Source organism: Puribacter membranae (assembly GCF_055380425.1).
This window is the reverse complement of the sequence record NZ_AP040167.1, coordinates 727,517-750,846: the sequence shown is the minus strand read 5'-3', so window position 1 is coordinate 750,846 and position 23,330 is coordinate 727,517. Positions and strand designations below refer to the sequence as shown.

Annotated in this window: 23 protein-coding genes; 18 read left to right on the top strand and 5 right to left on the bottom strand. The window is 53.6% G+C overall.

Annotation, left to right across the window (positions count from 1 at the left end; all coding sequences use genetic code 11):
* Positions 1 to 13 precede the first annotated feature (13 nt).
* Genes ACZ41M_RS03670 through ACZ41M_RS03655 form a run of 4 tightly spaced genes read right to left on the bottom strand, consistent with a single transcriptional unit; the run spans position 14 to position 2,587 of the window.
* Positions 14 to 1,216 (bottom strand): molybdopterin molybdotransferase MoeA, encoded by a 1,203-nt coding sequence (locus ACZ41M_RS03670; RefSeq protein WP_464730265.1) that lies wholly within the window; start codon positions 1,214 to 1,216, stop codon positions 14 to 16.
* Positions 1,209 to 1,859 (bottom strand): molybdenum cofactor guanylyltransferase MobA, encoded by a 651-nt coding sequence (mobA, locus tag ACZ41M_RS03665; protein WP_464730266.1) that lies wholly within the window; start codon positions 1,857 to 1,859, stop codon positions 1,209 to 1,211. Before mobA ends, ACZ41M_RS03670 begins: the two co-directional genes overlap by 8 nt.
* A complete protein-coding gene (locus tag ACZ41M_RS03660) occupies positions 1,856 to 2,335 on the bottom strand; it encodes a molybdenum cofactor biosynthesis protein MoaE (protein WP_464730267.1) in 480 nt (159 codons plus the stop codon). Before ACZ41M_RS03660 ends, mobA begins: the two co-directional genes overlap by 4 nt.
* 3 nt (positions 2,336 to 2,338) lie before the next feature.
* Entirely contained in the window at positions 2,339 to 2,587 is a 249-nt protein-coding gene (locus ACZ41M_RS03655; RefSeq protein ID WP_464730268.1) for a MoaD/ThiS family protein, read from the bottom strand.
* A 135-nt stretch (positions 2,588 to 2,722) separates the two neighbouring features.
* Between ACZ41M_RS03655 and moaC the strand changes: the two genes are divergently transcribed.
* The 7 genes from moaC (at position 2,723) to ACZ41M_RS03620 (ending at position 7,921) form a co-directional block, all read left to right on the top strand.
* On the top strand, positions 2,723 to 3,244 hold the full coding sequence (gene moaC, locus ACZ41M_RS03650) for a cyclic pyranopterin monophosphate synthase MoaC (protein WP_464730269.1): 522 nt from the start codon (positions 2,723 to 2,725) through the stop codon (positions 3,242 to 3,244).
* Positions 3,245 to 3,257: 13 nt separating this feature from the next.
* On the top strand, positions 3,258 to 5,192 hold the full coding sequence (locus tag ACZ41M_RS03645) for a histidine kinase (RefSeq protein WP_464730270.1): 1,935 nt from the start codon (positions 3,258 to 3,260) through the stop codon (positions 5,190 to 5,192).
* Complete coding sequence (locus ACZ41M_RS03640; RefSeq protein WP_464730271.1) at positions 5,189 to 5,878, top strand: response regulator; 690 nt, start codon at positions 5,189 to 5,191, stop codon at positions 5,876 to 5,878. Before ACZ41M_RS03645 ends, ACZ41M_RS03640 begins: the two co-directional genes overlap by 4 nt.
* A 49-nt stretch (positions 5,879 to 5,927) precedes the next feature.
* The gene (locus ACZ41M_RS03635; RefSeq protein WP_464730272.1) at positions 5,928 to 6,389 is read left to right on the top strand and encodes a CopD family protein; all 462 of its coding nucleotides are present in this window, start codon (positions 5,928 to 5,930) and stop codon (positions 6,387 to 6,389) included.
* Positions 6,390 to 6,401: 12 nt separating this feature from the next.
* Positions 6,402 to 6,800 carry a YbaN family protein gene (locus ACZ41M_RS03630; RefSeq protein WP_464730273.1) on the top strand — a complete coding sequence of 133 codons (399 nt, stop codon included), beginning with the start codon at positions 6,402 to 6,404 and terminating at the stop codon, positions 6,798 to 6,800.
* Between the two features lie 77 nt (positions 6,801 to 6,877).
* The gene (locus tag ACZ41M_RS03625; RefSeq protein ID WP_464730274.1) at positions 6,878 to 7,567 is read left to right on the top strand and encodes a bifunctional transcriptional activator/DNA repair enzyme AdaA; all 690 of its coding nucleotides are present in this window, start codon (positions 6,878 to 6,880) and stop codon (positions 7,565 to 7,567) included.
* A 75-nt stretch (positions 7,568 to 7,642) separates the two neighbouring features.
* Positions 7,643 to 7,921: a methylated-DNA--[protein]-cysteine S-methyltransferase gene (locus tag ACZ41M_RS03620; RefSeq protein WP_464730275.1), complete on the top strand. Its 279-nt coding sequence runs from the start codon at positions 7,643 to 7,645 to the stop codon at positions 7,919 to 7,921.
* Between the two features lie 16 nt (positions 7,922 to 7,937).
* Here the strand turns inward: ACZ41M_RS03620 and ACZ41M_RS03615 are convergent, their stop codons facing one another.
* Positions 7,938 to 9,134 (bottom strand): NnrS family protein, encoded by a 1,197-nt coding sequence (locus ACZ41M_RS03615; protein WP_464730276.1) that lies wholly within the window; start codon positions 9,132 to 9,134, stop codon positions 7,938 to 7,940.
* Between the two features lie 266 nt (positions 9,135 to 9,400).
* On the opposite strand from ACZ41M_RS03615, the gene ACZ41M_RS03610 reads away from it, so the two are divergent.
* The 11 genes from ACZ41M_RS03610 (at position 9,401) to ushA (ending at position 23,327) form a co-directional block, all read left to right on the top strand.
* Positions 9,401 to 10,651 carry an MFS transporter gene (locus ACZ41M_RS03610; RefSeq protein ID WP_464730277.1) on the top strand — a complete coding sequence of 417 codons (1,251 nt, stop codon included), beginning with the start codon at positions 9,401 to 9,403 and terminating at the stop codon, positions 10,649 to 10,651.
* A 30-nt stretch (positions 10,652 to 10,681) separates the two neighbouring features.
* The gene (locus tag ACZ41M_RS03605; protein WP_464730278.1) at positions 10,682 to 12,058 is read left to right on the top strand and encodes an MFS transporter; all 1,377 of its coding nucleotides are present in this window, start codon (positions 10,682 to 10,684) and stop codon (positions 12,056 to 12,058) included.
* Between the two features lie 189 nt (positions 12,059 to 12,247).
* Positions 12,248 to 12,688: a DUF2214 family protein gene (locus ACZ41M_RS03600; RefSeq protein ID WP_464730279.1), complete on the top strand. Its 441-nt coding sequence runs from the start codon at positions 12,248 to 12,250 to the stop codon at positions 12,686 to 12,688.
* The gene (locus ACZ41M_RS03595; RefSeq protein WP_464730280.1) at positions 12,689 to 13,444 is read left to right on the top strand and encodes a sulfite exporter TauE/SafE family protein; all 756 of its coding nucleotides are present in this window, start codon (positions 12,689 to 12,691) and stop codon (positions 13,442 to 13,444) included.
* Positions 13,445 to 13,653: 209 nt separating this feature from the next.
* Complete coding sequence (locus tag ACZ41M_RS03590; RefSeq protein WP_464730281.1) at positions 13,654 to 17,370, top strand: nitrate reductase subunit alpha; 3,717 nt, start codon at positions 13,654 to 13,656, stop codon at positions 17,368 to 17,370.
* 126 nt (positions 17,371 to 17,496) lie between these two features.
* Positions 17,497 to 19,050, top strand: a complete 1,554-nt coding sequence (gene narH, locus ACZ41M_RS03585) for a nitrate reductase subunit beta (protein WP_464730282.1) — start codon at positions 17,497 to 17,499, stop codon at positions 19,048 to 19,050.
* A 14-nt stretch (positions 19,051 to 19,064) separates the two neighbouring features.
* The gene (gene narJ / locus ACZ41M_RS03580) at positions 19,065 to 19,712 is read left to right on the top strand and encodes a nitrate reductase molybdenum cofactor assembly chaperone (RefSeq protein ID WP_464730283.1); all 648 of its coding nucleotides are present in this window, start codon (positions 19,065 to 19,067) and stop codon (positions 19,710 to 19,712) included.
* Between the two features lie 24 nt (positions 19,713 to 19,736).
* Entirely contained in the window at positions 19,737 to 20,423 is a 687-nt protein-coding gene (narI, locus tag ACZ41M_RS03575) for a respiratory nitrate reductase subunit gamma (RefSeq protein ID WP_464730284.1), read from the top strand.
* A 19-nt stretch (positions 20,424 to 20,442) separates the two neighbouring features.
* Positions 20,443 to 21,174, top strand: a complete 732-nt coding sequence (locus tag ACZ41M_RS03570) for a carbonic anhydrase (protein WP_464730285.1) — start codon at positions 20,443 to 20,445, stop codon at positions 21,172 to 21,174.
* The gene (locus ACZ41M_RS03565) at positions 21,171 to 21,491 is read left to right on the top strand and encodes a DsrE/DsrF/TusD sulfur relay family protein (RefSeq protein ID WP_464730286.1); all 321 of its coding nucleotides are present in this window, start codon (positions 21,171 to 21,173) and stop codon (positions 21,489 to 21,491) included. The genes ACZ41M_RS03570 and ACZ41M_RS03565 overlap by 4 nt, the downstream gene beginning before the upstream one ends.
* A gap of 135 nt (positions 21,492 to 21,626) precedes the next feature.
* Entirely contained in the window at positions 21,627 to 23,327 is a 1,701-nt protein-coding gene (gene ushA / locus ACZ41M_RS03560; RefSeq protein WP_464730287.1) for a bifunctional UDP-sugar hydrolase/5'-nucleotidase UshA, read from the top strand.
* Positions 23,328 to 23,330: the final 3 nt, after the last annotated feature.

Here is a 23,330-nt window from a genome sequence, read left to right as displayed (position 1 = left end):
AATCAGTTCCGTTCTAAATAATATGTACAGGTAGCAGTTGGCCTTGCTCAACCAACACACCGGCGGCAACTTCGATCAAGCAGTTCGCCTGTGCGCAGGCGGAGAGCATGTGCGAGCCTTGGTTACTCATTCGGTCGACGTGCGCGACGCCTTGTGCATCGTGCCACAGAATACCGCGCAGAAATTCACGGCGGCTGTCGGCTTTTTTGGCGCTGAAATTCGCCCGCGCTCTGATTGGCTCGGCCAAAGCTTGGTTCGGGTGAGCGCCCATCATCACACGCAGGCTCGGCTCCACCAGCATTTTGAAGGTGACAAAGGTCGCCACCGGATTGCCCGGCAACATCATCACGCGCGCGTGGCCGATCTCGCCCCAAGCAAACGGTTTGCCCGGCTTGATCGCCAGTTTCCACTGCGTCAGTTTGCCAATGCGAGTGATCGCGGCTTTGAGGTGGTCTTCTTCGCCGACCGATGCGCCGCCGCTGGTGATGATCAGATCGCTGTTGCTACTGGCCTGCTGCAATTGCTCGGCGGTGCGTACCAAATCGTCGGGCAAAATGCCGCCATCGCGCACCTCGCAATGAAGCGCGGTGAGCCAAGTGATGAGCTGGTAGCGGTTCGCATCGTAAATCGCGCCGCTGTGCAGCGCTTGTGAGGGTTCGAGCAACTCATTGCCACTGGAGAACACGGTCACGCGCAGCGGACGATGCACGGGTAATGCGGCGTAGCCTTGTCCGGCGGCCAAACCAATGGCGGCGGGGGTGAGTAAATGGCCTTGCGGCAAAATCTCCGTACCGAAGGCAAAATCCTCACCGCGACGGCGAATGTTGTCATTGATTTTCGGTGCTTTTAAGCAGACCAATTCATCACCGGTGGTTTGGGTATTTTCCTGCGGAATCACCGCATTACAACCATGCGGAATCGGCGCGCCGGTAAAAATTCGCGCGGCTTGACCGAGTTTTAACTGAATCGGCTCCGCCGAATCACCTGCGGCAATGCGCCCAATCAGGCGGTACGACAGTTGTTCTTCGGAGTCGTGTAGGCACAGCGCGTAGCCGTCCATCGCGCTGTTATCAAACTGCGGCATGTCGTGCTGTGCGCTGATCGCCTGCGCCAAATAATGCCCGCGACTGTCGATCAAGGAACGCTCGGCCACAGCAGTGCGGCGCGTGAGGGCTTCGGCGAGCAGTTGTTCAAGCGCCAAAGGATAATCAAGCATGGTTCGCTCCAAAAAAGTCAGTGTGCTCAGTGTGTAATTGTAATTGTTCGGGGGTGTTGATGTTGGCAAAGTCCGCTTCGTCAAAGCCTGCTACGGCCAAAGCTCGATGTTGCGCCAACCAGCCATGCAAACTGCGCTGACCCTGACGGTTGTTCAAATCATGGTGCAAATGCGATGCCGCAGACGCGAGCAAAGAGCGATGCAGCAGGGCGCAACTGTAATGCGCGCCTTCGGTCGTTTGCGGATAGACAGCCAGCGCGTCGTGTGCGCACGCGGCGGCATACAAACGCGCGCTCAAATCGGCAGGCAAAAACGGCGTGTCGCACGGCGCAATTTGCACATGGGTGTATTCATCAGGTAAATGGGCAGTGAAACTCGCAATACCCGCCAACGGCCCCATGCCCAGATAGGCGGTTTCGTCGGAAAATACCGGTAGGTCAAACGTCTCGTACTGCGACAGGTGGCGATTGGCGCATAACCAAACTTGCCCAAGCTGCGGACGCAGGCGTGCAATGACATGCGCCACCAACATTTGGCCATTCAGCATCTGCAAGCCTTTATCTTGCCCCTGCATGCGGCGCGATTGTCCACCGGCGAGAATCAATCCGGCGATTTTTGAGTGGGTGATTGATGGCTCGCTCATGACCAGCGTTCGCTCGCCTGTTGATCGCTGGCTTTGGCTTCAACCCATGCCTCAGAGCCATCGGCATGGTGTTCGCGTTTCCAAAACGGCGCTTGGGTTTTCAGATAATCCATGATGAATTGCGCGGCGTTAAACGCCTCGGCGCGGTGCTCGGCGCAGACCATGACCAGCACAATCGGCTCGCTCGCGTGCAGTAGGCCGACGCGGTGGATCACTTGCACTACCGATAAAGGCCAACGCGCCGCCGCTTCGTCGATAATGCGCTCAATCTCGCTTTCGGTCACACCGTCGTAGTGTTCTAAAAACAGAGCGCGCAGAGATTGCGCATGGTCAAATTCGCGCACCATGCCTTGAAATGCGACCAATGCGCCCGCGTTATGCGCCTGCGCGCGCAGACGTGACTCTTCCTCGCCCAGAGAGAAGGGCTGCGTTTGAATGCGCACCTCGCGCCAACAACTCGAAGCGGTATGAATCATCCGTCAGCCTCCCGTTACCGGCGGTAAAAAACCGACCTCGGCGCCATCAGCGATGACGGTGTTCGTGTGAATCAGTTGACGATTGAGCGCGATTTTAAAAATTCGTTCGGGAGCTAATTCACTGAGCCACGGTTCGCCGCGTGCGCGCAGTTGGGCGAGTAGTGCGTCGCTGTCCCCGCCGTGCCAAGGCAATTGTTCTTCACGGGTGCTCAATCGCGTTTGCAATACCCCGAAATAACGAATATGAATCATAAGAACCTCTAAAAATACTGGTTTGACCGATCCCATTATCCCCATTTACGATGGCGCTGTTATCCCCCAAAAGGTTTATGGACGATCGTGCAGGCGTATGATATGGTAGATACATCAACAATTTAGCACATGATTATGAACGATACAGCACAAAAACTAACGCACTTTGATGCGCACGGACAGGCACACATGGTGGACGTCGGCGGGAAAAACGAAACCCGTCGCGTGGCGCAAGCGACCGGTCACATCACGATGAGCGAGACGGCGTTTGCGCAATTGAACGCAGGCACGTCGCACAAAGGCGATGTACTCGGTGTGGCGCGTATTGCGGCCATTTCGGCGAGTAAACAGACGGCGCAGCTCATTCCGCTGTGTCATCCGCTGGCGCTGACGCGCGTGGCGGTGGATTTTCGCCTCGATCCGGCTCAAAACACGCTGCATATGGATGTGACTGCGGAAACCTACGGCAAAACCGGCGTGGAAATGGAGGCGCTCACCAGCGTGAGCGTGGGGCTGCTGACGGTATACGATATGCTCAAAGCGGTGGATAAAAGCATGAGCATCGGCGGCGTGATGCTGCTGCGCAAGGAAGGCGGCAAAAGCGGTACTTTTGTGCATCCCCACTTGCCTGAAAGTCTCGAAAAGGATGATCAATGAGAGGCGAATTGACATGGTTCAAGACAATTTATTGACCGCCTTTCGTTCAATTTCCAAATTCAAAAGTTTGTCATTCCAGCTTTTGCTCGGGATGATTATTTGGCTGATTTTCGCCTTGATTTTCACGGGTTACACCTTGTTGTTGTCGTGGGAGTTGGAAAACGGCGGCATGGCGATCAACGACGCGGGCAGTCTGCGCAAACGCACGTTTCAAATGGCTTTGCTGCATAACCAAGCGCCGAATTCGCCCGAGCTGCGCGACGAACAGGCGGAGTTTGAACACGTTTTGCTCAATCTGCGCAATGTCGGGCATGGCAAATTGTTTTTACCGGATAACAGCGAACTGCGCGCGCAGGTGGCAAACTTGGAGCAGCACTGGTATGAGCAAATGCTGCCGTGGTATGCACAACTGACGCAAACGCAGCAAAGCATCAACGCGGATAATCGACAGATGCTGGACGACTATGCCAATTCGATTAACCGTGTGGTGAAACTGATCGAGGATGACAATACGCGTAATATCCGTCTGCTGCGGCTGTTTCAGATGCTGTTGATTTTCATGACCTTTCTCACCGCCTTTACGGGCATTCACCTATTACTTAAGCTGGTGATTCGACCTTTGGAGGGGCTGCGCGCGGGCATCGTGCGGCTGAGCGACGGCGATCTGAAAGCTCGCGTGATTTCGCATCAGCAAAACGAGTTTGGCTTGGTCTCCAAAGGTTTCAATCAAATGGCGGAAAGTTTACAGGATTTGTACGCCCATTTGGAGGATAAAGTCGCGGAAAAAACCCATGCGTTGGGCGAGCGCAATCAGGAATTGAGCACGCTCTACGCCGTGACCGCGTATTTGCACGAGTCGCACACCATCGAGGAAATGAGCCGTGGTTTTATTGAGCGGATTTTGAGCATTTCAGGAGCGCAGGCAGGGAGTGTTCGTTTGCTGGACAATCAGTTGAATAAGCTCAACTATTTGGCCAGCGTTGGCTTGGATCAGCCGAGCGATCAAACGTTAATCTGTACCGATTTAAATGGTTGCGCGTGCAACGCACTGCATCAGGAACAAACCATCGTGTTGCATCCGAATAAAATGATGTGGGGGCGCACGACGCAATGCCAGAAGGCCGGTTTTGCTCAAGTGATGATGTTTCCGGTGATGTTTTACACCCATGAACTGGGGCTTTTTAATTTGTACTTTCGCTCGGATCAGGCGATGAATCCAGCGACGCAGCGCGTGATCGAAGCGCTGTGCAGCCAATTGGGAGTGGCGATCGAAAACCAACGGCTGATCGCGCGCGATCGGCAATTTGCCGTGGTCGAGGAGCGTAACTTGATGGCGCAAGGCCTGCATGACTCGATTGCACAAACCCTGTCGTTCCTCAATATGCAGGTGCAAATGCTCGAAGATGCGCTGAACAATCAGCAGGATGAGCAGGCGCAGGAAAATTTGGCATTCATTAAAAACGGTGTGCAGGAGTCCTACGAGGATGTACGCGAGTTATTGCTCAATTTCCGCACACGGCTTAACAAGCAAGATTTCGTCGAGGCCGCGCACAGCGTATTGCAACGCTTTGAGCAGCAGGCGCGCATTACCACGCGGCTCAATATTCAAGGTGGAGAATGTTGGCTTTCCCCACAACAGCAATTGCAGGTGATTTTTATTTTGCAAGAGGCGCTTTCCAATGTACGCAAACACGCGCAAGCGCAAAACGTGCGGGTCGATATTCACCACCAAGCGAATGCAGCGGGAGATTTCGTCATGAGCATCGAGGACGACGGCATTGGCTTTGAAGCCGACACCTTGGAGAGCAAACGCACGCGCCATGTGGGTACGGCGATCATGCACGAGCGTGCGCAATTGGTCAACGCCAGCGTACAGATTCATTCACATTTGGGGCGAGGCACGCGCGTCGAACTCATTTTGCCCGGTAAGGAGCATGTCACATTATGAATACCCAACACCTTCACTCAGAGCAGCAGCGCATGACCAAAATTTTACTGGTGGACGATCACGCGCTGTTTCGCAGTGGTTTGCGCAGTCTATTGCAGCGGCAAGAGGATTTTGAAATCGTCGGCGAGGCGGCCGATGGTCTGGAGGGCATCAAGCTGGTGGCGTTGCTGCGTCCGGACGTGGTGCTGATGGACATCGATATGCCGGTGATGAATGGTAAAGAAGCTTTGTCGCAAATTCTCTCCAGTCAGCCTGATTTGGCGGTGATGATGCTTACCGTGTCCGAGGATGGCAACGACTTGACCGAGTGCATGCGCATCGGTGCGCGCGGGTATTTACTCAAAAACATCAACGTTGATTTTCTGCTGGACTCGATTCGCCGCGCGGTCGATGGCGACTCGGTGCTGTCGCCGGAAATGACGGCGAAATTAGTCGCACGCTTGCGTTCCCCCGAGAGCAATAAGCAATCGACCGAGATTGAATCCCTGACTCCGCGCGAGCGCGAAACCCTCGCGTGGCTGGCCAAAGGCGTGAGTAACAAGCACATTGCGCGTGGTTTGGATGTCGCCGAGAGCACCGTCAAGGTGCATGTGCAGAGCATTTTGCGCAAACTGAATCTCAGCTCGCGTGTACAGGCCGCTGTTTATGCGGTTGAGCACGGTTTGGACAAAATACCAACCGAATAAGGGTAAAATAGCGACCATCGCAAATAATGAATAAAAATAGGAGAGGTTTATGGCGTTGGTGCTGTTTTTGCATTTGCTGGGCGCATCTATTTGGGTCGGCGGTCATCTGATTTTGGCAATTCGCTTTGTGCCGAAGGCGTGGCGTTTGCGCGATGCCAGTGAATTACTGACATTTGAGCACAAATATGAGCCGCTGGGCATGACCGCTTTGGGCGTACAAATTGCTACCGGACTGCACTTGGCATGGGCGTACAGCTCGGATATGGCGCAGTGGTTTGATCCGCACGCAGCACCCATTCACTTGATTGGCTATAAACTCATTGCGTTGCTGCTCACGGCTTTGGTGGCCGCGCATGCGCGCTTTCGTGTGATTCCGAAACTCTATCGCCAGCCGCAGGGTGCAGGCGTGCGATTTTTCTGCCTGCACGTTTTGATGGTGACGCTGTTGGCCGTGAGTTTTGTCTATTTGGGCGTGGCATTTCGCTTCGGCGCGGTGTTCGGCGGCGTTTAAACAGGGATTGCGATGCTGCTGGTCAAAGCCGTTTATTTATTGATTGGGTTAATCAGCCTGATATTGGGCATTATCGGTGCTTTTTTGCCGATTCTGCCGACCGTTCCCTTTATTTTATTGGCAGCGTATTGCTTTGCGCGCGGTTATCCGCCGCTGTATCATTGGTTGCGCGATCGTTCGGTGTTTGCCACCTCCTTGCAGGATTGGGAGCGTGAGCGTGCGATCAGCCGAGCCAGTAAACGCAAATCTCTTCTGATGATGGCCATCGGCTTTGCGCTGGCGCTGTATTTCGCTCCGACCGTGTGGCTGAAAATCATGTTGTTGGCGATTGGGTTGTCGGTGGCGACATTCATTGCCACGCGGCCTGAGCCGAGTCAGGCGCTGGGCGCTGAGGCAGAGGTTCAAAAATAGCTGTTCATTTTTCGGTTGTCATTGCATTCGCATTGGCTTTAATGTGGACACCATCTTCACTCTTTTGATTAAAACCTATGAAACCGACTGCCGAACGGATGTACCGCGCCTCATTGGACAAAGACGCCAGTTTTGAAGGCGTCTTTTGGATGGGCGTGAAAACCACGGGGATTTTTTGCCGACCAACCTGTACGGCGCGCAAGCCTAAATTTGAAAACGTTGAGTTTTTTGACAATACCAAAGCGGCGATTCTCAAAGGTTACCGCCCATGCAAAATCTGCAAACCACTGGAATACCTCAACGAAACGCCCGAATACATCCGTGCGCTGATGCAGGCTTTATCCGAGCGTCCAGAGCAAAAATTCAGAGACGCGGATTTGCGCGAGCGGGGCATTGAGCCGGCGACCCTGCGCCGTTGGTTTGTCAAACACCATGGTATGACCTTTCAGGCGTATCAGCGGATGCTTCGCATCAATTCGGCGTTTAAAAAATTACAGCAAGGCGAAAGGATATTGGACGTGGCATATGACAGCGGATTTGAGAGCCTGAGCGGTTTTTCCGACAGTTTTAAAACGATTTTCGGCGTATCGCCGACACACTCGAAACAGCACCATGTGGTGAACCTAAAACGCATCGAAACACCGCTGGGCACGATGATCGCCTGCGCCAGCGAGCGCGGCATTTGTCTGCTCGAATTCAGTGACCGCAAAATGCTTGAAACCGAGTTGAAAGACATTGCGAAAAGGCGCAACGCACATATTTTGTAAGGCGAAAATCCACACTTTTCTATTTTGGAACAACAGCTTACAGAGTATTTTTCAGGTGAGTGAACCGAGTTTAGCGTGCCGCTGGATTGGGTGGGAAGCGATTTTCAGCAGCAGGTTTGGCACATACTGATGCAGATTCCCTACGGGACGACGTGGACTTATGCGCAGCAGGCGCAGCTGCTGGGAGACGTCAAAAAAGTCCGTGCGGTCGCCAATGCCAACGGCATGAATAAAATCTCCATCATCGTGCCATGCCATCGGGTGATTGGCAGCAATGGCTCATTGACCGGCTATGGTGGCGGCATCTGGCGCAAGCAAAAACTACTCGAACTGGAACAAGCCATTTTGTTGTGATATTTTTGCGTACCGATCAACCCGGCTTACCATCCAAACGTGGGCGCAGCAGAATCTGCGTGTAGTACAGCAAAAAAATCAGTAGCGAAACGACCCAGCACAGCATCGCCGCATCAATCAAAGGCAAATACGCGCGCGGCCAAACGTGGATTAAGCCCGCCAAGCCGCGCAAAATAGCCGCCAAAAACATCAAACCATACGCCAACGGCATCCAGCGCGGCGCTTTGAGCATACGCCCGGTGTGACCCAGCGCAACGCGCGAGGTCATCGCCACGATCAATCCCGCAATCGCACCGACGGTCAATACATGCAATGCCCCCGAAGCCGGATAAGCGAAGGCGAGCAGGGTGCAAGCCAAGGGCAGACAAACAAAACTCAGATGCAAAGACCACAGCAGCGGATTATTTCGCGTGGCGTACCAGCCCCAACCATGCCAGCGATAAAACAGTACCAATGCGGTCAATCCTGCCGTGATTTGCAGTGCCATCGGCGCATCCAGCAGCCAAAACACCGCCATCAGCAACAAGCCGGTATTACTTAAACGCAGCAGCCAGGGTGACTCGGGTTTGCGACCGTATTTCGTCGCATTCTGCGTGAAAGCGGGAATCACACGACCACCCATCAGATTAAGCACCACCGCAATCACGCCCACGCTGGCATAGTGAATACGCGTGACCCAAACCATTTGTTCCGTCGCTTGTGCATAATAGCTCGCTAAACTCAGCAGGGCAAACAGCAACAGCAGCGCCAAAAACGGCGCATTGCGCCATTGTTTCACCTGAATAATCATGCGCGCCAGCACGCACCACGCACCCAAGTGGCACAAAAAGTCCGATGCTGCCCAGACCGCCAGAGGCACATCGGGCAAAAATACCAGCCCCATACGCGGCAACAGCCACAACAGAACCAACAACGCCAGCCAGCGGCCGCGCACGCTCGGTACGCCCGTCCAGGTCTGTGCCGCCGTCAGCAAAAACCCCAAGATAATCGCCAGCGAAAAGCCAAAAATCATCTCATGCGCGTGCCACCAAGTGGAGAGCTGCGGCAACGCCAGCGTGCCATGCAGCGCCAATACCCACGGTATGATCGAGAGCAAGGCAAACAAATTGCCCAACAGGAAAAAAGGGCGGAATGCCAGTTCAAATAAGGCAAAGCCCTTGGGATTGAGCGGTTTTTTCTGTGTCAGATCGTCAATAGAAATCAGTTGAGCCATAAAGCGCTTTCAATCGGTGGTGAATAGATTATTCAAATAGTTGATGAATTCAGTCGGATACATTGTACGACGTTCCATACCGCAAAACCATTTCCCGAGTGAACTAGTCGGATTTGTCTGTCGATGGCCATAGGGATAGGTGACCTAATCCATTTGGCGTAGTCGTGCTACACCGTAATTGCGGTGCATTGTCCCCATTCAGAGAATGGCGATTGTTGACCGAGGGGCGTAATCTGCGAGCGTCAGCAACGATTATGGAGAAAATAATGACGCAAGACCCACTCAGCAGACGACATGCGTGGTCGGTTTTAATTGCCAGCACCTTCGCATTCACCATTTGTTTTATGGTGTGGATGATGTTCGCGGTGCTCGGCGTGCCCCTGCAAAAAATCCTCAATCTCAACGAAACCCAAACCATGATTTTGGCGGCGACGCCGGTGTTGTCCGGCTCGCTGATTCGCGTGCCTTTGGGCATTTGGACGGATAAATACGGCGGACGCATTGTATTTTTTTGCCTGATGATCGCCACCGTGATTCCGATTTTTCTGATGAGCTATGCCACGCAGTATTGGCACTTTTTGGTGATTGGCCTGTTTGTCGGTCTGGCTGGCGGCTCGTTTTCGGTCGGTACGCCGTATGTGGCACGCTGGTTTGAGCGTGATCAGCAGGGCATGGCCATGGGGATTTTCGGTGCGGGCAATGCCGGTTCATCCCTGACCAAATTGATTGCCCCAGCGATTATTGCGTGGGCAGGCTGGCAAATGGTACCGACGGTGTATGCAGCGATCATGCTGGCGACGGCGGTGCTGTTTTGGTTCTTCAGTTACAGCGATCCGAAACATTTGGTGCCATCGAATGTGACTTTGGCCTCGCAATTGAAATTGATGAAAGACCCCGCCGTGTTGCGCTATTGCCAACTGTACTCGGTGGTATTCGGCGGCTACGTCGCGCTGGCGTTGTGGATGGTGAAGTACTACGTCAATGAGTATGGCTTTAGCTTGGCGACAGCGGGTTTTCTGGCGATGTGTTTTTCTTTGCCGGGTGGTGTGTTGCGTGCGTTTGGCGGCTATTTGTCGGATAAATTCGGCGCGCTGAAGGTGACTTGGGCGGTGATGTGGGTCTGCTGGGTGGCGTTTTTCATCCTGTCGTATCCGCAAACCGAATTGGTGGTGCAAAGCACTCAAGGGCCGAAATCGTTCCATCTGGGTTTGAACGCGACTGTGTTTACCGTGATTTTATTCGGCGTGGGCATTGCGATGGCGGTGGGTAAAGCCTCGGTGTTTAAATTTATTGCCGATGAGTTTCCGCAGGACATTGGCGCGGTTTCGGGCGCAGTCGGTTTGGCGGGTGGCTTGGGCGGATTTTTCCTGCCGATTATGTTCGGTGCGCTGGTGGATTTGACCGGTATTCGCTCGACCTCTTTCATGCTGCTGTATGGCACGGTGTGCGTGAGTTTGGTGTGGATGTATTTTTCGTTCCGTGATGTGCGCAATCGTGAGATTAAGCATTCGTCATGAGTAGGCATGATATTTTTGATTGGAAACAAAATGGCTAAATTAATTACCAATTGGAAGCCCGAAGATAAGAACTTTTGGGCATCCGAAGGACGCGCCGTCGCGCGGCGCAATCTGTGGCTGTCGGTACCGGCGCTGTTACTGGCTTTCGCGGTGTGGCAGATTTTGAGTGTGACCTTGACGTATTTGCCGAATATCGGTTTTAAATATTCTAAGGAAGAGCTGTTCACTTTGGCCGGTTTGCCCGCGCTGTCGGGTGCGACCATGCGGATTTTTTATTCCTTCGTCGTGCCGATTTTCGGTGGCCGCCGTTGGACGGCGTTCTCAACTGCGACCTTACTGATTCCTTTGCTGGGTTTGGGTTTTGCGGTGCAAGACCCGAATACTCCGCTGTGGCAAATGCAGATTTGGGCTTTGTTGTGTGGTTTTGGTAGCGCGAACTTCAGCTCGTCCATGAGCAATATCAGCTTCTTTTTCCCGAAAGCGGAAAAAGGTACGGCGCTGGGCATCAACGCGGGTCTGGGTAATCTGGGCGTGTCGGTGGTGCAATTTGTCGTGCCGGTGGTGGTGACCATGGGCGCATTGGCATTGGGTGAGGCGCAAACCTTCACCAAGGGCGCCGAGGTGAAACAGATTTGGTTGCAAAATGCGGCGTTTTTCTGGGTACCGTTGGTGGCGATTTCCGCCATCGCCGCGTGGTTCGGTATGAATGATTTGTCCAGCGCGAAGGCTTCGTTCAAAGAGCAATCGGTGATTTTCCAACGCAAAGACACATGGTTGATGTGCGTGCTTTATTTGGGTACATTCGGCTCGTTTATTGGTTTTGCGGCGGGTTTTGGCCTGCTGATGAAAGGGCAGTTCCCGCAGGTGAATGCGACCAACTATGTGTTTTTGGGTGCGCTCATCGGCGCGATTTCGCGCGTGATCGGCGGCAAGCTGTCGGATAAACTCGGTGCGGCGCGCGTGACCACATGGGTATTCATCGGTATGATTGTCGCGGTATTCGGCGTGATTCACTTTTTACCGGTCAAAGGCGTAGACGGTAGCGGTAATTTCAACGGCTTTTTCGCCTGTTTTATCGCTCTGTTTGCCTTGACCGGTGTGGGCAATGCATCGACTTTCGCGCAAGTGCCGAAAATTTTCAGCACCGTGGCGGCGCGCTTGGCCGGAAAAGGCGTGAGTGCAACGCAAATCGAGACCAATGCGAACAAGGAAGCGGCAGCGGTGTTGGGCTTTAGTGCGGCGATTGGTGCGTACGGCGGCTTTTTCGTACCGAAAAGCTATGGCCTGTCTATTTCTGCGACGGGTGGTGTGAAAGCGGCACTGATTGGCTTCATCATTTACTACGTGCTGTGTTTGCTGATTAACTGGTGGTATTACTCGCGTAAAAATGCACAAACGCCGTGCTGATGGGGTTTTAATCGGTGCGTCTGCATTCAAGAACAAGCCCTTGATTTTTTATCGAGGGCTTGCTCTTTTGGCTAATGGGAAACGGTTCCAATCTCAGTTAGAATGGACATCGGATGCGCGTGAAATTCGCTTCAATCATGCGGGCTGCGCTTCTTTTGAGTTTTGCTTAATCGACTAAGGGATAGATGAATGTACGCTGAGCTGCTTTTGGGGGTGATTCATATCAGTGCCTTTCTGGGACTGGTGGTTTTTTTGAGCAGTCAAATCACCTTGTGCCGCGCTTCGTGGTGGGATGCAACGATTGTGCCGCGATTGCTGCGCCTGAGTTATTTTTATTGGGGCAGCGTGCTGGCGGTGTTATTAAGCGGTTTGGCGCGCGCGGCGTTTGGCGTGAAAACTTGGGCTTTTTACAGCACGCAACCGATTTTTTGGTTCAAATTGCTGGCGTTTATTGCCATCAGTTTAATGTCGCTCAAAGTGCAAAAAGCCTATGGCCGCTGGCGACTGAGTCCGTCGTTTTGCCCCGATGATTTGGATGCAATGCGACGTCGGATGATGATACAAGCGCATGTCATCATGCTGTTCCCGATTTTGGGGCTGATGATGGCGTATGGCGTGGGAGTGCGCTAAATGGACATGTGGATGGAGCCTTGGGTTTGGAGCTTGCTGGTTACGCTGATGATGGGCGTGATTGCCTTGTTGTACGCCAGTGTCGGCCATGCGGGTGCTTCTGGCTATTTAGCAATTATGGCGCTGGTGGGGATTGCACCGGCGGTGATGAAGCCCAGCGCGCTCGCTTTGAATATCTTGGTCTCGCTGATTGCGGTGTATCAGTTTTATCGTGCGGGGGCATTTTCTTGGCGGATATTTTTGCCGCTCGCGGTGACCTCGATTCCGTTCGCCTTTCTCGGCGGAACCATGACTTTGCCCGCGCATTGGTACAAACCGATGATTGGCGTGGTGCTGATTTATGCGGTGCTGTATTCGTGGATGCGTTCGTTCAAAACCACTCAGCCGGAGCCTAAAGTCGTCTCGCCGTTGATTTTGGCCATCGTCGGTGCGGTTTTGGGGCTGCTCTCGGGTCTGACTGGCGTGGGCGGCGGTATTTTCCTCAGTCCTTTGCTGTTGCGCATGAATTGGGCGCCGGTGCGCGTGATTTCAGGCGTAGCGGCGATGTTTATTCTGGTCAACTCGATTTCGGGGCTGCTGGGCGTACTGAGCCATCAGCCGCGTTTGTCTCCCGATTTGCCGTATTGGGCTTTGGCGGTGGTTATCGGGGGCTTTATCGGCGCGCATTTGGGCAGCCGACGTTTGAATGTGCCGATGATCCAGCGTTTTTTAAGCGTGGTGCTGTTGATTTCGGGCTTGAAGATGCTATTGACCTGATAGTTGCTATGACATTTGGCACCCAATGAGTTCAATGTAAAAAACCTTCTCCCCCAAAAGGATTAGTCTACTCCCCACCCATTGCACACCATAGACACCACGTTCAGGCAATGGGTATTGTGCTTCATCTCTCCTAAACTGATGCCGTACCTTGAGGAAATTGTGTATTTCTCAGGACGGCATTTTTTATCAGACCATAGAGAGGCAGTATGAGCCACTTTTTAGACAGATTAAACTTTCTCGGTAAAGTGAAAAGCACGTTTTCAGACGGGCATGGGGCGGTGGTGGATGAAGACCGCAAATGGGAAAACGCCTATCGCAGCCGTTGGCAGCACGATAAAGTCGTGCGCTCGACGCATGGCGTGAACTGTACGGGTTCGTGCAGTTGGAAGGTGTATGTAAAAAACGGTTTGATTACCTGGGAAACCCAGCAGACCGACTATCCGCGCACGCGGCCTGATCTGCCGAACCACGAGCCGCGCGGCTGCCCGCGTGGTGCGTCGTATAGCTGGTATGTGTATTCGGCGCAGCGCGTGAAATACCCGATGATACGCGGGCATCTGATGCGCCTATGGCGCGAAGCGCGTAAAACCATGACGCCGATCGGCGCGTGGGAATACATCAGCCAAGACCCTGAGCGTGCGAAACAGTATAAAGCCAAACGTGGCCTCGGCGGTATGGTGCGCGCGACTTGGGACGAGGTGGAGGAAATCATCGCCGCGGCCAATGCCTACACGGTGAAAAACTACGGTCCCGATCGCGTGATAGGCTTCTCTCCGATTCCCGCCATGTCGATGGTGAGTTATGCGGCTGGCTCACGTTATTTGTCTTTACTTGGTGGCGCGTGTTTGTCGTTTTATGACTGGTATTGTGACTTGCCACCGGCCTCGCCACAAATTTGGGGTGAACAGACCGACGTGGCCGAATCTGCCGATTGGTATAACTCGACTTATCTGATGGTTTGGGGTTCAAACGTGCCGATGACGCGCACGCCGGACGCGCATTTTTACACCGAAGTGCGCTATAAAGGCACGAAAACCGTGGCGGTATCGTCCGACTTTGGCGAAATGGCGAAATTCGGCGACATCTGGCTCGCGCCGAAACAGGGTACGGATGCGGCTCTGGCAATGGCGATGGGGCATGTGATTTTGAAAGAGTTCCACCTGAACAATCCGTCGGATTATTTCCAAGACTACTGTCGCCGCTTGACCGATATGCCGATGCTGGTGGTGCTCAAGGACGACGGCGACAAACTGCTGCCCGAGTATTTCCTACGCGCCAGCCATTTGTCCGGCAACGCAGGGCAGGACAATAACCCTGACTGGAAAACCTTGGTCGTGGATGAGAACAGCGGCGACATCGTGGCGCCGAAAGGCTCGATTGGCTTTCGTTGGGGCGAGCAGGGCAAATGGAATCTGAAATCAGAGGATGCCAATGGCGCCGAGGTCAAAGCGCAGCTCAGCTTGCTCGGCAAACACGACGCTGTGGCCGAAGTGGGCTTTGAGTATTTCGCAGGCGTGAACGAAGCGAATTCCAAAGACATCCAAATTCGCAAAGTGCCTGCGCGCCGCATCACTTTGGCCGATGGCTCGTCGGTCTTGGTGGCAACGGTATTTGATTTATTGGTGGCGAACTACGGCGTGGATCGTGGCGTGGCCGAGTTTGCCAGTGATACGGTCGCGACAGACTATATGCAGGATATTCCGTATACGCCCAAATGGCAGGAAAAACACACCGGCGTCAAAGCTGAAATGGTGATTCAGGTGGCGCGTGAATTCGCACAAAATGCGCACCAAACGCACGGCAAGAGCATGGTCATCGTCGGCGCGGGTTTGAACCACTGGTACCACATGGACATGAATTATCGCGGCATCATCAATATGCTGATGATGTGCGGCTGTATCGGTCAATCGGGTGGCGGCTGGTGTCACTACGTCGGTCAGGAAAAACTACGTCCGCAATCAGGTTGGGCGCCGTTAGCCTTTGGTTTGGACTGGCATCGTCCACCGCGTCAGATGAATGGTACCTCGTTTTTCTACGCGCACACCAGCCAATGGCGCCATGAAAAACTTGGCATGAGCGAGATTCTCGCGCCGTCGCATCATGGCAAATTAGAGCCGATGAGCATGATCGACTACAACGCCAAAGCCGAACGCATGGGCTGGCTGCCGTCTGCGCCGCAGTTGAGTACCAATCCGCTGGATGTGACCGATCAGGCGCAGCAGCAGGGCGTTGATCCGGTGCAATATGCGGTGGACGGTCTGAAAAATGGCACGCTCGATATGTCGTGCAATGACCCGGACAATCCGAACAACTTCCCGCGCAATTTATTTGTCTGGCGCTCGAATATCTTAGGCAGCTCCGGCAAAGGCCACGAATATTTCCTTAAATATTTGCTCGGCACACAAAATGCGGTACTCGGCGACGAAGCGGACTGCATCACCCCGCAGGAAATCACCGTGCGTCCGGCGGCACAGGGCAAGCTCGATTTGCTCGTGGTGCTCGATTTCCGCATGTCTACGACCTGTTTGTACGCCGATATCGTTTTGCCGACTGCGACTTGGTACGAAAAAGACGATCTGAACACGTCCGATATGCACCCATTCATTCACCCGCTGAGTGAAGCGGTTCAGCCGCTGTGGCAGTCCAAAACCGACTGGGAAATTTACAAAGGCATCGCCAAAAAATTCTCCGAAATCGCGGGCGAGTACATCGGCACGCGCAAAGACCTCGTATTGACCCCGCTGATGCATGATTCACCGCAAGAGCTGGGACAACCGTTCGACGTGAAAGACTGGAAAAAAGGCGAATGCGAACCGATTCCAGGCAAAACCATGCCGATGATGACCGTGGTGGAGCGCGATTACAGTCAAATTTATAATAAATTCACCTCGGTCGGGCCGTTGCTGGAAAAAGTTGGCAATGGCGGCAAAGGCATGACTTGGAAAACCGAGCACGAAGTGGACATCCTGCGTGGCCTGAACAAAGTCGCCACCGAAGGTGCGGGTAAAGGTCAGCCAAAACTCAATACCGCGATTGATGCGGCCGAAATGATCCTGACCCTCGCGCCGGAAACCAACGGTCATGTGGCGGTTAAAGCATGGGAATCGTTGAGTAAATTCACCGGCATTGACCACACGCATTTGGCCAAACCGCGCGAGCACGACACGATTCGCTTCCGCGATGTGCAGGCACAGCCGCGCAAAATCATTTCCTCACCGATTTGGTCGGGGCTGGAGTCCGAAGAAGTATCCTACAACGCCGGCTACACCAACGTACACGAGCTGATTCCGTGGCGCACACTCACCGGTCGCCAACAGTTTTACCAAGACCACCAATGGATGCGCAAATTCGGCGAAGGCTTCTGCGTCTATCGTCCGGCGGTAGACCTGAAAACCACCGACATGATGCTCGGCAAACACAGCAATGGCAATCCTGAAATCGTGCTGAACTTCCTCACGCCGCACCAAAAATGGGGCATTCACAGCACCTACAGCGACAATCTGCGCATGCTCACACTCTCACGCGGCGGACCGCACGTTTGGGTGTCGGAAGCAGATGCCAAACGTGCCCATTTGGTGGACAACGACTGGGTTGAGGTATTCAACCTTAACGGAACCTTGACCGCGCGCGTGGTGGTGAGCCAACGCATTCCCGATGGCGCGATTTTGATGTACCACGCACAGGAAAAAATCGTCAATGTCCCGGGTGCGGAAGTATCGAAAAAACGCGGCGGCATTCACAACTCGGTCACGCGCGCAGTGCTCAAACCAACGCACATGATCGGTGGCTATGCCCAGCAGTCTTACGGCTTTAACTACTACGGCACGGTCGGTGCGAACCGTGATGAATTCGTCATCGTGCGCAAAATGGACAAAGTGGACTGGATGGATCAGCCTGCGAATTTGAGTTCGATAACGGCTTAATGATCAAGCTAAGCGAATGAATGAGGCTTGTAGACAAGGCGCGCGAGCGCAGATAGTACAACTTGTACAGCAAGCGAGCGCAACGAAGTATACGAGGTTCATTCATTCGCGCTAATGGAGAATACTATGAAAATCAGAGCACAGATCGGCATGGTCCTTAATCTGGACAAATGCATCGGCTGCCACACCTGTTCGGTCACCTGCAAAAACGTCTGGACCAGCCGCGACGGCGTGGAATACGCGTGGTTCAACAACGTGGAAACCAAGCCGGGCATCGGCTACCCGAAAGAATGGGAAAACCAAGACAAATGGAATGGCGGCTGGGTGCGCAAACCCGATGGCAAGTTACAACCGCGCCAAGGCGGCAAACTCAAAATCCTCGCCAATATTTTTGCCAACCCGAATCTGCCGCAAATTGATGAATACTACGAGCCGTTCACCTACGACTACGAGCATTTGCAAAACGCGCCGGAAATGCAAACCCCGCCGACCGCACGGCCGATCTCCGTTTTGACCGGTGAGAAGATGGAAAAAATCGAATGGGGGCCGAACTGGGAAGATGATCTGGGCGGCGAATTTGCCAAACGCGCCAAAGACGCGCTGTTTGAGGGCATTCAAAAAGACATGCACGCGGCCTTTGAAAACACCTTCATGATGTATTTGCCTCGTCTGTGCGAACACTGCCTGAACCCGACCTGCGTGGCGAGCTGTCCCTCCGGCTCGATCTACAAACGCGAAGACGATGGTATCGTGTTGATCGACCAAGATAAATGTCGCGGCTGGCGGATGTGTATTTCCGGCTGCCCGTACAAAAAAATCTACTACAACTGGACGTCGGGCAAGGCGGAAAAATGCACCTTCTGCTACCCGCGCATCGAAGGCGGTCAACCAACGGTCTGCTCGGAAACCTGCGTCGGCCGTATTCGCTATCTCGGCGTGCTGCTGTACGACGCGGACAAAATCGAGCAGGCGGCCAGCGTTGAAAACGAGCAGGATTTGTACGAAGCGCAATTGGGCGTATTCCTTGATCCGAACGATCCGGCGATTCAGGCCGAAGCCTTGAAACAGGGCATTCCGCAAAGCTGGATTGACTCGGCGCAGAACTCGCCGGTGTACAAAATGGCGATGGAGTGGAAAGTCGCGTTCCCGCTGCATCCCGAATACCGCACCTTGCCCATGGTGTGGTACATCCCGCCTCTGTCACCGATTCAATCGGCGGTGGAAAACGGTCTCGTAGGGGAAAACGGCATCATCCCGGATGTGAAAGATTTACGTATCCCATTGAAATACTTGGCCAATTTACTCACCGCAGGCAATGAAACGCCGGTGTTGAAAGCCTTGGAAACCATGATTGCGATGCGCCGCTATATGCGCGCCCAATCGGTGGAGCAAAAGGTCGATGAAACCACGCTCAAAGGCACGCATCTGTCCGGTGCGCAAGTCGAGGAAATGTACCAAATCATGGCGATTGCGAATTACGAAGATCGCTTCGTCATCCCAACCTCGCACAAAGAGATGGTGGAAAACGCGTTCGATGACAAATCCAGTTGTGGCTTTACCTTTGGCAATGGCTGCTCAACCGGCACGTCGGAAGCGAATCTATTTGGTAAGAAAAAGGCCACGCCAATCGTATTTCATGATCTGCGTCGTGATCGTGAAAACAATCAAAATCGTGGTTAAGGGGAGGGCGACTGATGAAACTCTACAAAATACTCTCAGCCTTGCTGTGCTATCCGCAAGCGGAAATGCTGGCGGGCATTCCCGAGATTCGCGCGCTGCTGGCCGATGAATACGCTGATTTTGTGCCTGCACTGACGCCTTTGCTCGATGAGATGGCACACACCGATTTGATTCATTTGCAAGAACGCTATGTGCAAACTTTTGACCGCACGCCGTCGCATTCGCTGCATTTGTTCGAGCATGTACATGGAGAAGACCGTGCACGCGGGCAGGCGATGGTGGATTTGCTGGACGAGTACCGCAAACATGGATTTGACGTGATGGCGGACGAGCTGCCGGATTATGTGCCGCTGTTTTTGGAGTTTTTATCCGAATGCACACCATCCGAAGCGCAAACTTTGCTCGGCGAGGCGGTGCATGTCTTGGCGCATATCGGCCATAAGCTCAAAGGCAATGAGTCGCTGTATGCCTCGGTGTTTGAGGTACTGGTCGCGCGCTCTCCGGTTGTACCAGAGCCGCTGACCGTACCGCCGATTCGTGACATGGACGAGGCGATGGAGACCTTCGGGCCGAATGCCGAAGGCGTGGAGCCATTGCTCAATCAGCGCATGGCGACACCGGCGGTAGCACCGATTAACTTTTATGCCCAACGGCCGCAGTGATGCGCCGTCGGAGTGGAGAAAACGATGGATTACTTACATCAATTTTTATTCGGGATTTACCCGTACATTGCCGCCGTGATTTTCCTGTTCGGTTCGCTGGTGCGCTTTGAGCGCGAGCAGTACAGTTGGAAAAGCGAATCATCGCAGGTGCTGCACGCAGGCTCATTGCGCTTGGGCAATATTTTGTTTCATATCGGGATTTTGGGCTTGTTCTTCGGGCATTTGGTCGGCTTGCTCATGCCGGTGGCGGTGTGGGATGCGCTGGGCATCTCGCACAGCACCAAACAGGTATTCGCCATGGTCGCGGGCGGTATTATGGGCGTGCTGTGTTTACTCGGTCTGCTGATTTTGCTCGCACGTCGATTCGGCAATGCGCGTCTGGCGAAAAACACCACGTGGCGCGATAAATTGGTTTTACTGTGGTTGCTCGCGACCGTGTTGGCCGGATTGTCCACGATTTTCGTGTCTGCGCAACATTTGGATGGCGAAGAAATGGTGGCGCTGATGACATGGGCGCAGCACATTGTGACCTTCCGTGGCGATGCGGCGAGCTATATCGTGCATGCGTCCTGGGTATTCAAGCTGCATTTATTCCTCGGGATGAGTCTGTTCGTGGTGTTCCCATTCACACGTTTGGTTCATGCATGGAGCGGCTTTGGCACGGTGACGTATCTGAATCGCTCATGGCAGTTGGTTCGTCCGCGTAAATAAACTGCGCATGAGGCGGGCAATGGATGATTCATCGGCGAGTGCGGCAGCACAAGTGACGTTAATCGGTGAAAACGCTGGCGCAGCAGGGGCGATGCAGGATGTGCTGTTGCAAGGGTTTAGCCGCTATCAGCAACGCTATTTCGGTGATGATGCGGCTTTGTACGAGCAGCTCAAGGCCGGACAAAAGCCGACCACGCTGGTCATCGGCTGCTGTGACTCGCGGGTGCATCCGCCTGCCTTACTCGGTACCGAGCCGGGCGAGATGTTTGTGGTGCGCAATGTCGCCAATCTCGTTCCACCGTTTGACCCGAACAGCGAACACGCCAGCGTGGCAGCGGCTTTAGAATTTGCCGTACAAGTATTGCAGGTCAAGCGCGTGATTGTGCTCGGGCATAAGGGTTGTGGCGGTATTCGCGGACTGATGGATGACTCTGCACCGAATGGCAGCTCGCTGGCAAAGTGGTTGGATATCGCACAGACCGCGAAACAGGCGGCAGTCACCGCGTTTCGCAAAAACCCGCAGCGTGATGCGTATGAAATCTGCGAGCAAATGGCGCTATTGGTCTCGTTGAGCAATCTGTTGTCCTATCCATGGTTGGCAGAGAAGGTCGCCGAAGGGGCGGTACAAGTTGACGGCTGGTACTTTGATATGCGCAGCGGCTCTTTGTCGGGTTATGACAGTGATCGCGGCGAGTTTGTATCGCTCGTACCGCCGTTGGTGTGTGCGGTAAAGCGGGAGAAAAAAGCATGAAATTCGGGATTTTGATTGAAACCCATGAGCCGGAAAAAGCGTGGAATGGCGTTCGTTTTGCCAATGCGTCGATCAAGGCGGGGCACGAAGTGCGGATTTTTCTGATGAGTGCGGGCGTGGAAATAGAGGGCATTGTGCATGAAACCTTTGATGTCCGTGCGCAGTTGCAGATTTTTCACGACGCTGGTGGAGTCGTTGGCTGCTGCGGCACGTGTAAACGCGGACGCGAGCTTGCGTCTACGGAGATTTGTCCGATTTCAAGTATGAATGATTTGGTCGAAATGATCGTCTGGGCGGATCGAACACTGACGTTTTGATCGATGAATAGCTCAAATATGCCATCACAACAGCAAAATAGGACGCAGAAATGCGTCCTTTTGTTTTAAAATTCTCACGCTTTAGCTGTTTTAGATAACCATTTTAATTTTAAGCACAAACAACAGGAGCCTTTCATGAAACACACCCCATTGGCCATTGCCATTCTCGCCATGCTGGGCGGCACCTTTGCCGTATCTGCCCAAGCCAAACCCGCACAAAACAACGCGGGTGTGCGTTTGACCATTTTGCACACCAACGATCACCACGGTCGTTTTTGGAAGAACCAAGACGGTGAATACGGTCTGGCCGCACAAAAAACACTGGTCGATCAAATTCGCAAAGAGGTCAAAAAGCAGGGCGGCCAATTGTTGGTATTGAGCGGTGGCGACATCAACACCGGCGTACCGGAATCGGATATTCAGGATGCCGAGCCGGATTTCAAAGGCATGAAAGCCATTGGCTATGATGCGATGGCCTTGGGCAATCACGAGTTTGACAACTCCTTGGACGTGCTGAAAAAGCAAGCGCACTGGGCGGGCTTTCCATTCCTCTCGGCCAATACTTACCGTGGCGGCCAACGTATGTTTGAACCGTACAAAATTTTTAACAAAGGTGGCGTGCGCGTGGCCGTCATGGGTTTGACCACCAATGACACGGGTAAATTGGTCAATCCCGACAACCTGAAATACGCAGGCAAATGGCGCAGCGGGGCGCAAGTGAATCCGGCCAGCAAAGACAGCATCGAATTTCGCAGCCCGATCGTTGAGGCCAGCGAGCTTGTACCGCAACTGCGTCGGCGTGCGGACATCGTGATTGCGGCAACGCATATGGGTCATTACACCGATGGCAAACACGGCTCGAATGCACCAGGCGATGTGGAGCTGGCGCGCGCGGTCAAAGGCATTGACCTGATCGTCGGCGGCCACTCGCAAAATCCGGTGTGTATGACCGCGGAAAACACGCGTAACGACGCGTATGTCCCAGGTGGCGAATGCCGTCCTGACCAGCAAAACGGCGCGTGGATCGTACAGGCGCACGAGTGGGGTAAATACGTTGGCCGTGCAGATTTCGAGTACAAAAACGGCAAACTCAATTTGGTCAAATACCAATTGATTCCGGTCAACTTGAAAAAAACCGTGACCAATGACAAAGGCGAAAAAACCAAAGTACTGTATGCCAGCGAAATCTCCGAAGATCCGAAACTCCTGAAACTCCTGACGCCATTCCAAGACAAAGGTCAGGAAGCCCTAAAAATCAAAGTGGGTAAATCCACCGGTGAATTCATGGGCAAGCGCGACGTCGTGCGCAGCCAGCCGACCAACCTCGGCGTATTGATCGGTACCGCCATGCGCGAAAAAGTCAAAGCCGACTTTGCGGTGATGAACTCAGGCGGTATCCGTGAGTCACTGCCAGAGGGCGATTTAGCCTACCGCGATGTGCTCAAGGTACAACCGTTTGGGAACCAAATCAGCTACGTTGATTTGAGCGGCGCCGAGGTACAAAACTACCTGAATGCCTTGGGCAAAATGACCGCTGGCTCGGGCGGCTTCCCGCAGTTTGCCAATGTGTCGATGAAATACGTTAAAGGCGAAGCGACCAACGTCATGATTGGCGGCAAACCACTGAACCCAACGGCAACGTACCGTATGGCGCTCAATGATTTTGCCTCAGCCGGTGGCGATGGCTATCCGAAGCTCAAAGGCGTGCATCCGACTTGGGTCAACTCAGGCTTTACCGATGCGAATGTGCTCAAAGATTACATCTCTAACCACATGCCGCTCGATCCAGCAAACTACGATCCGAAAAACCCACTCCATGCTGTAACGCGTGAATAATCG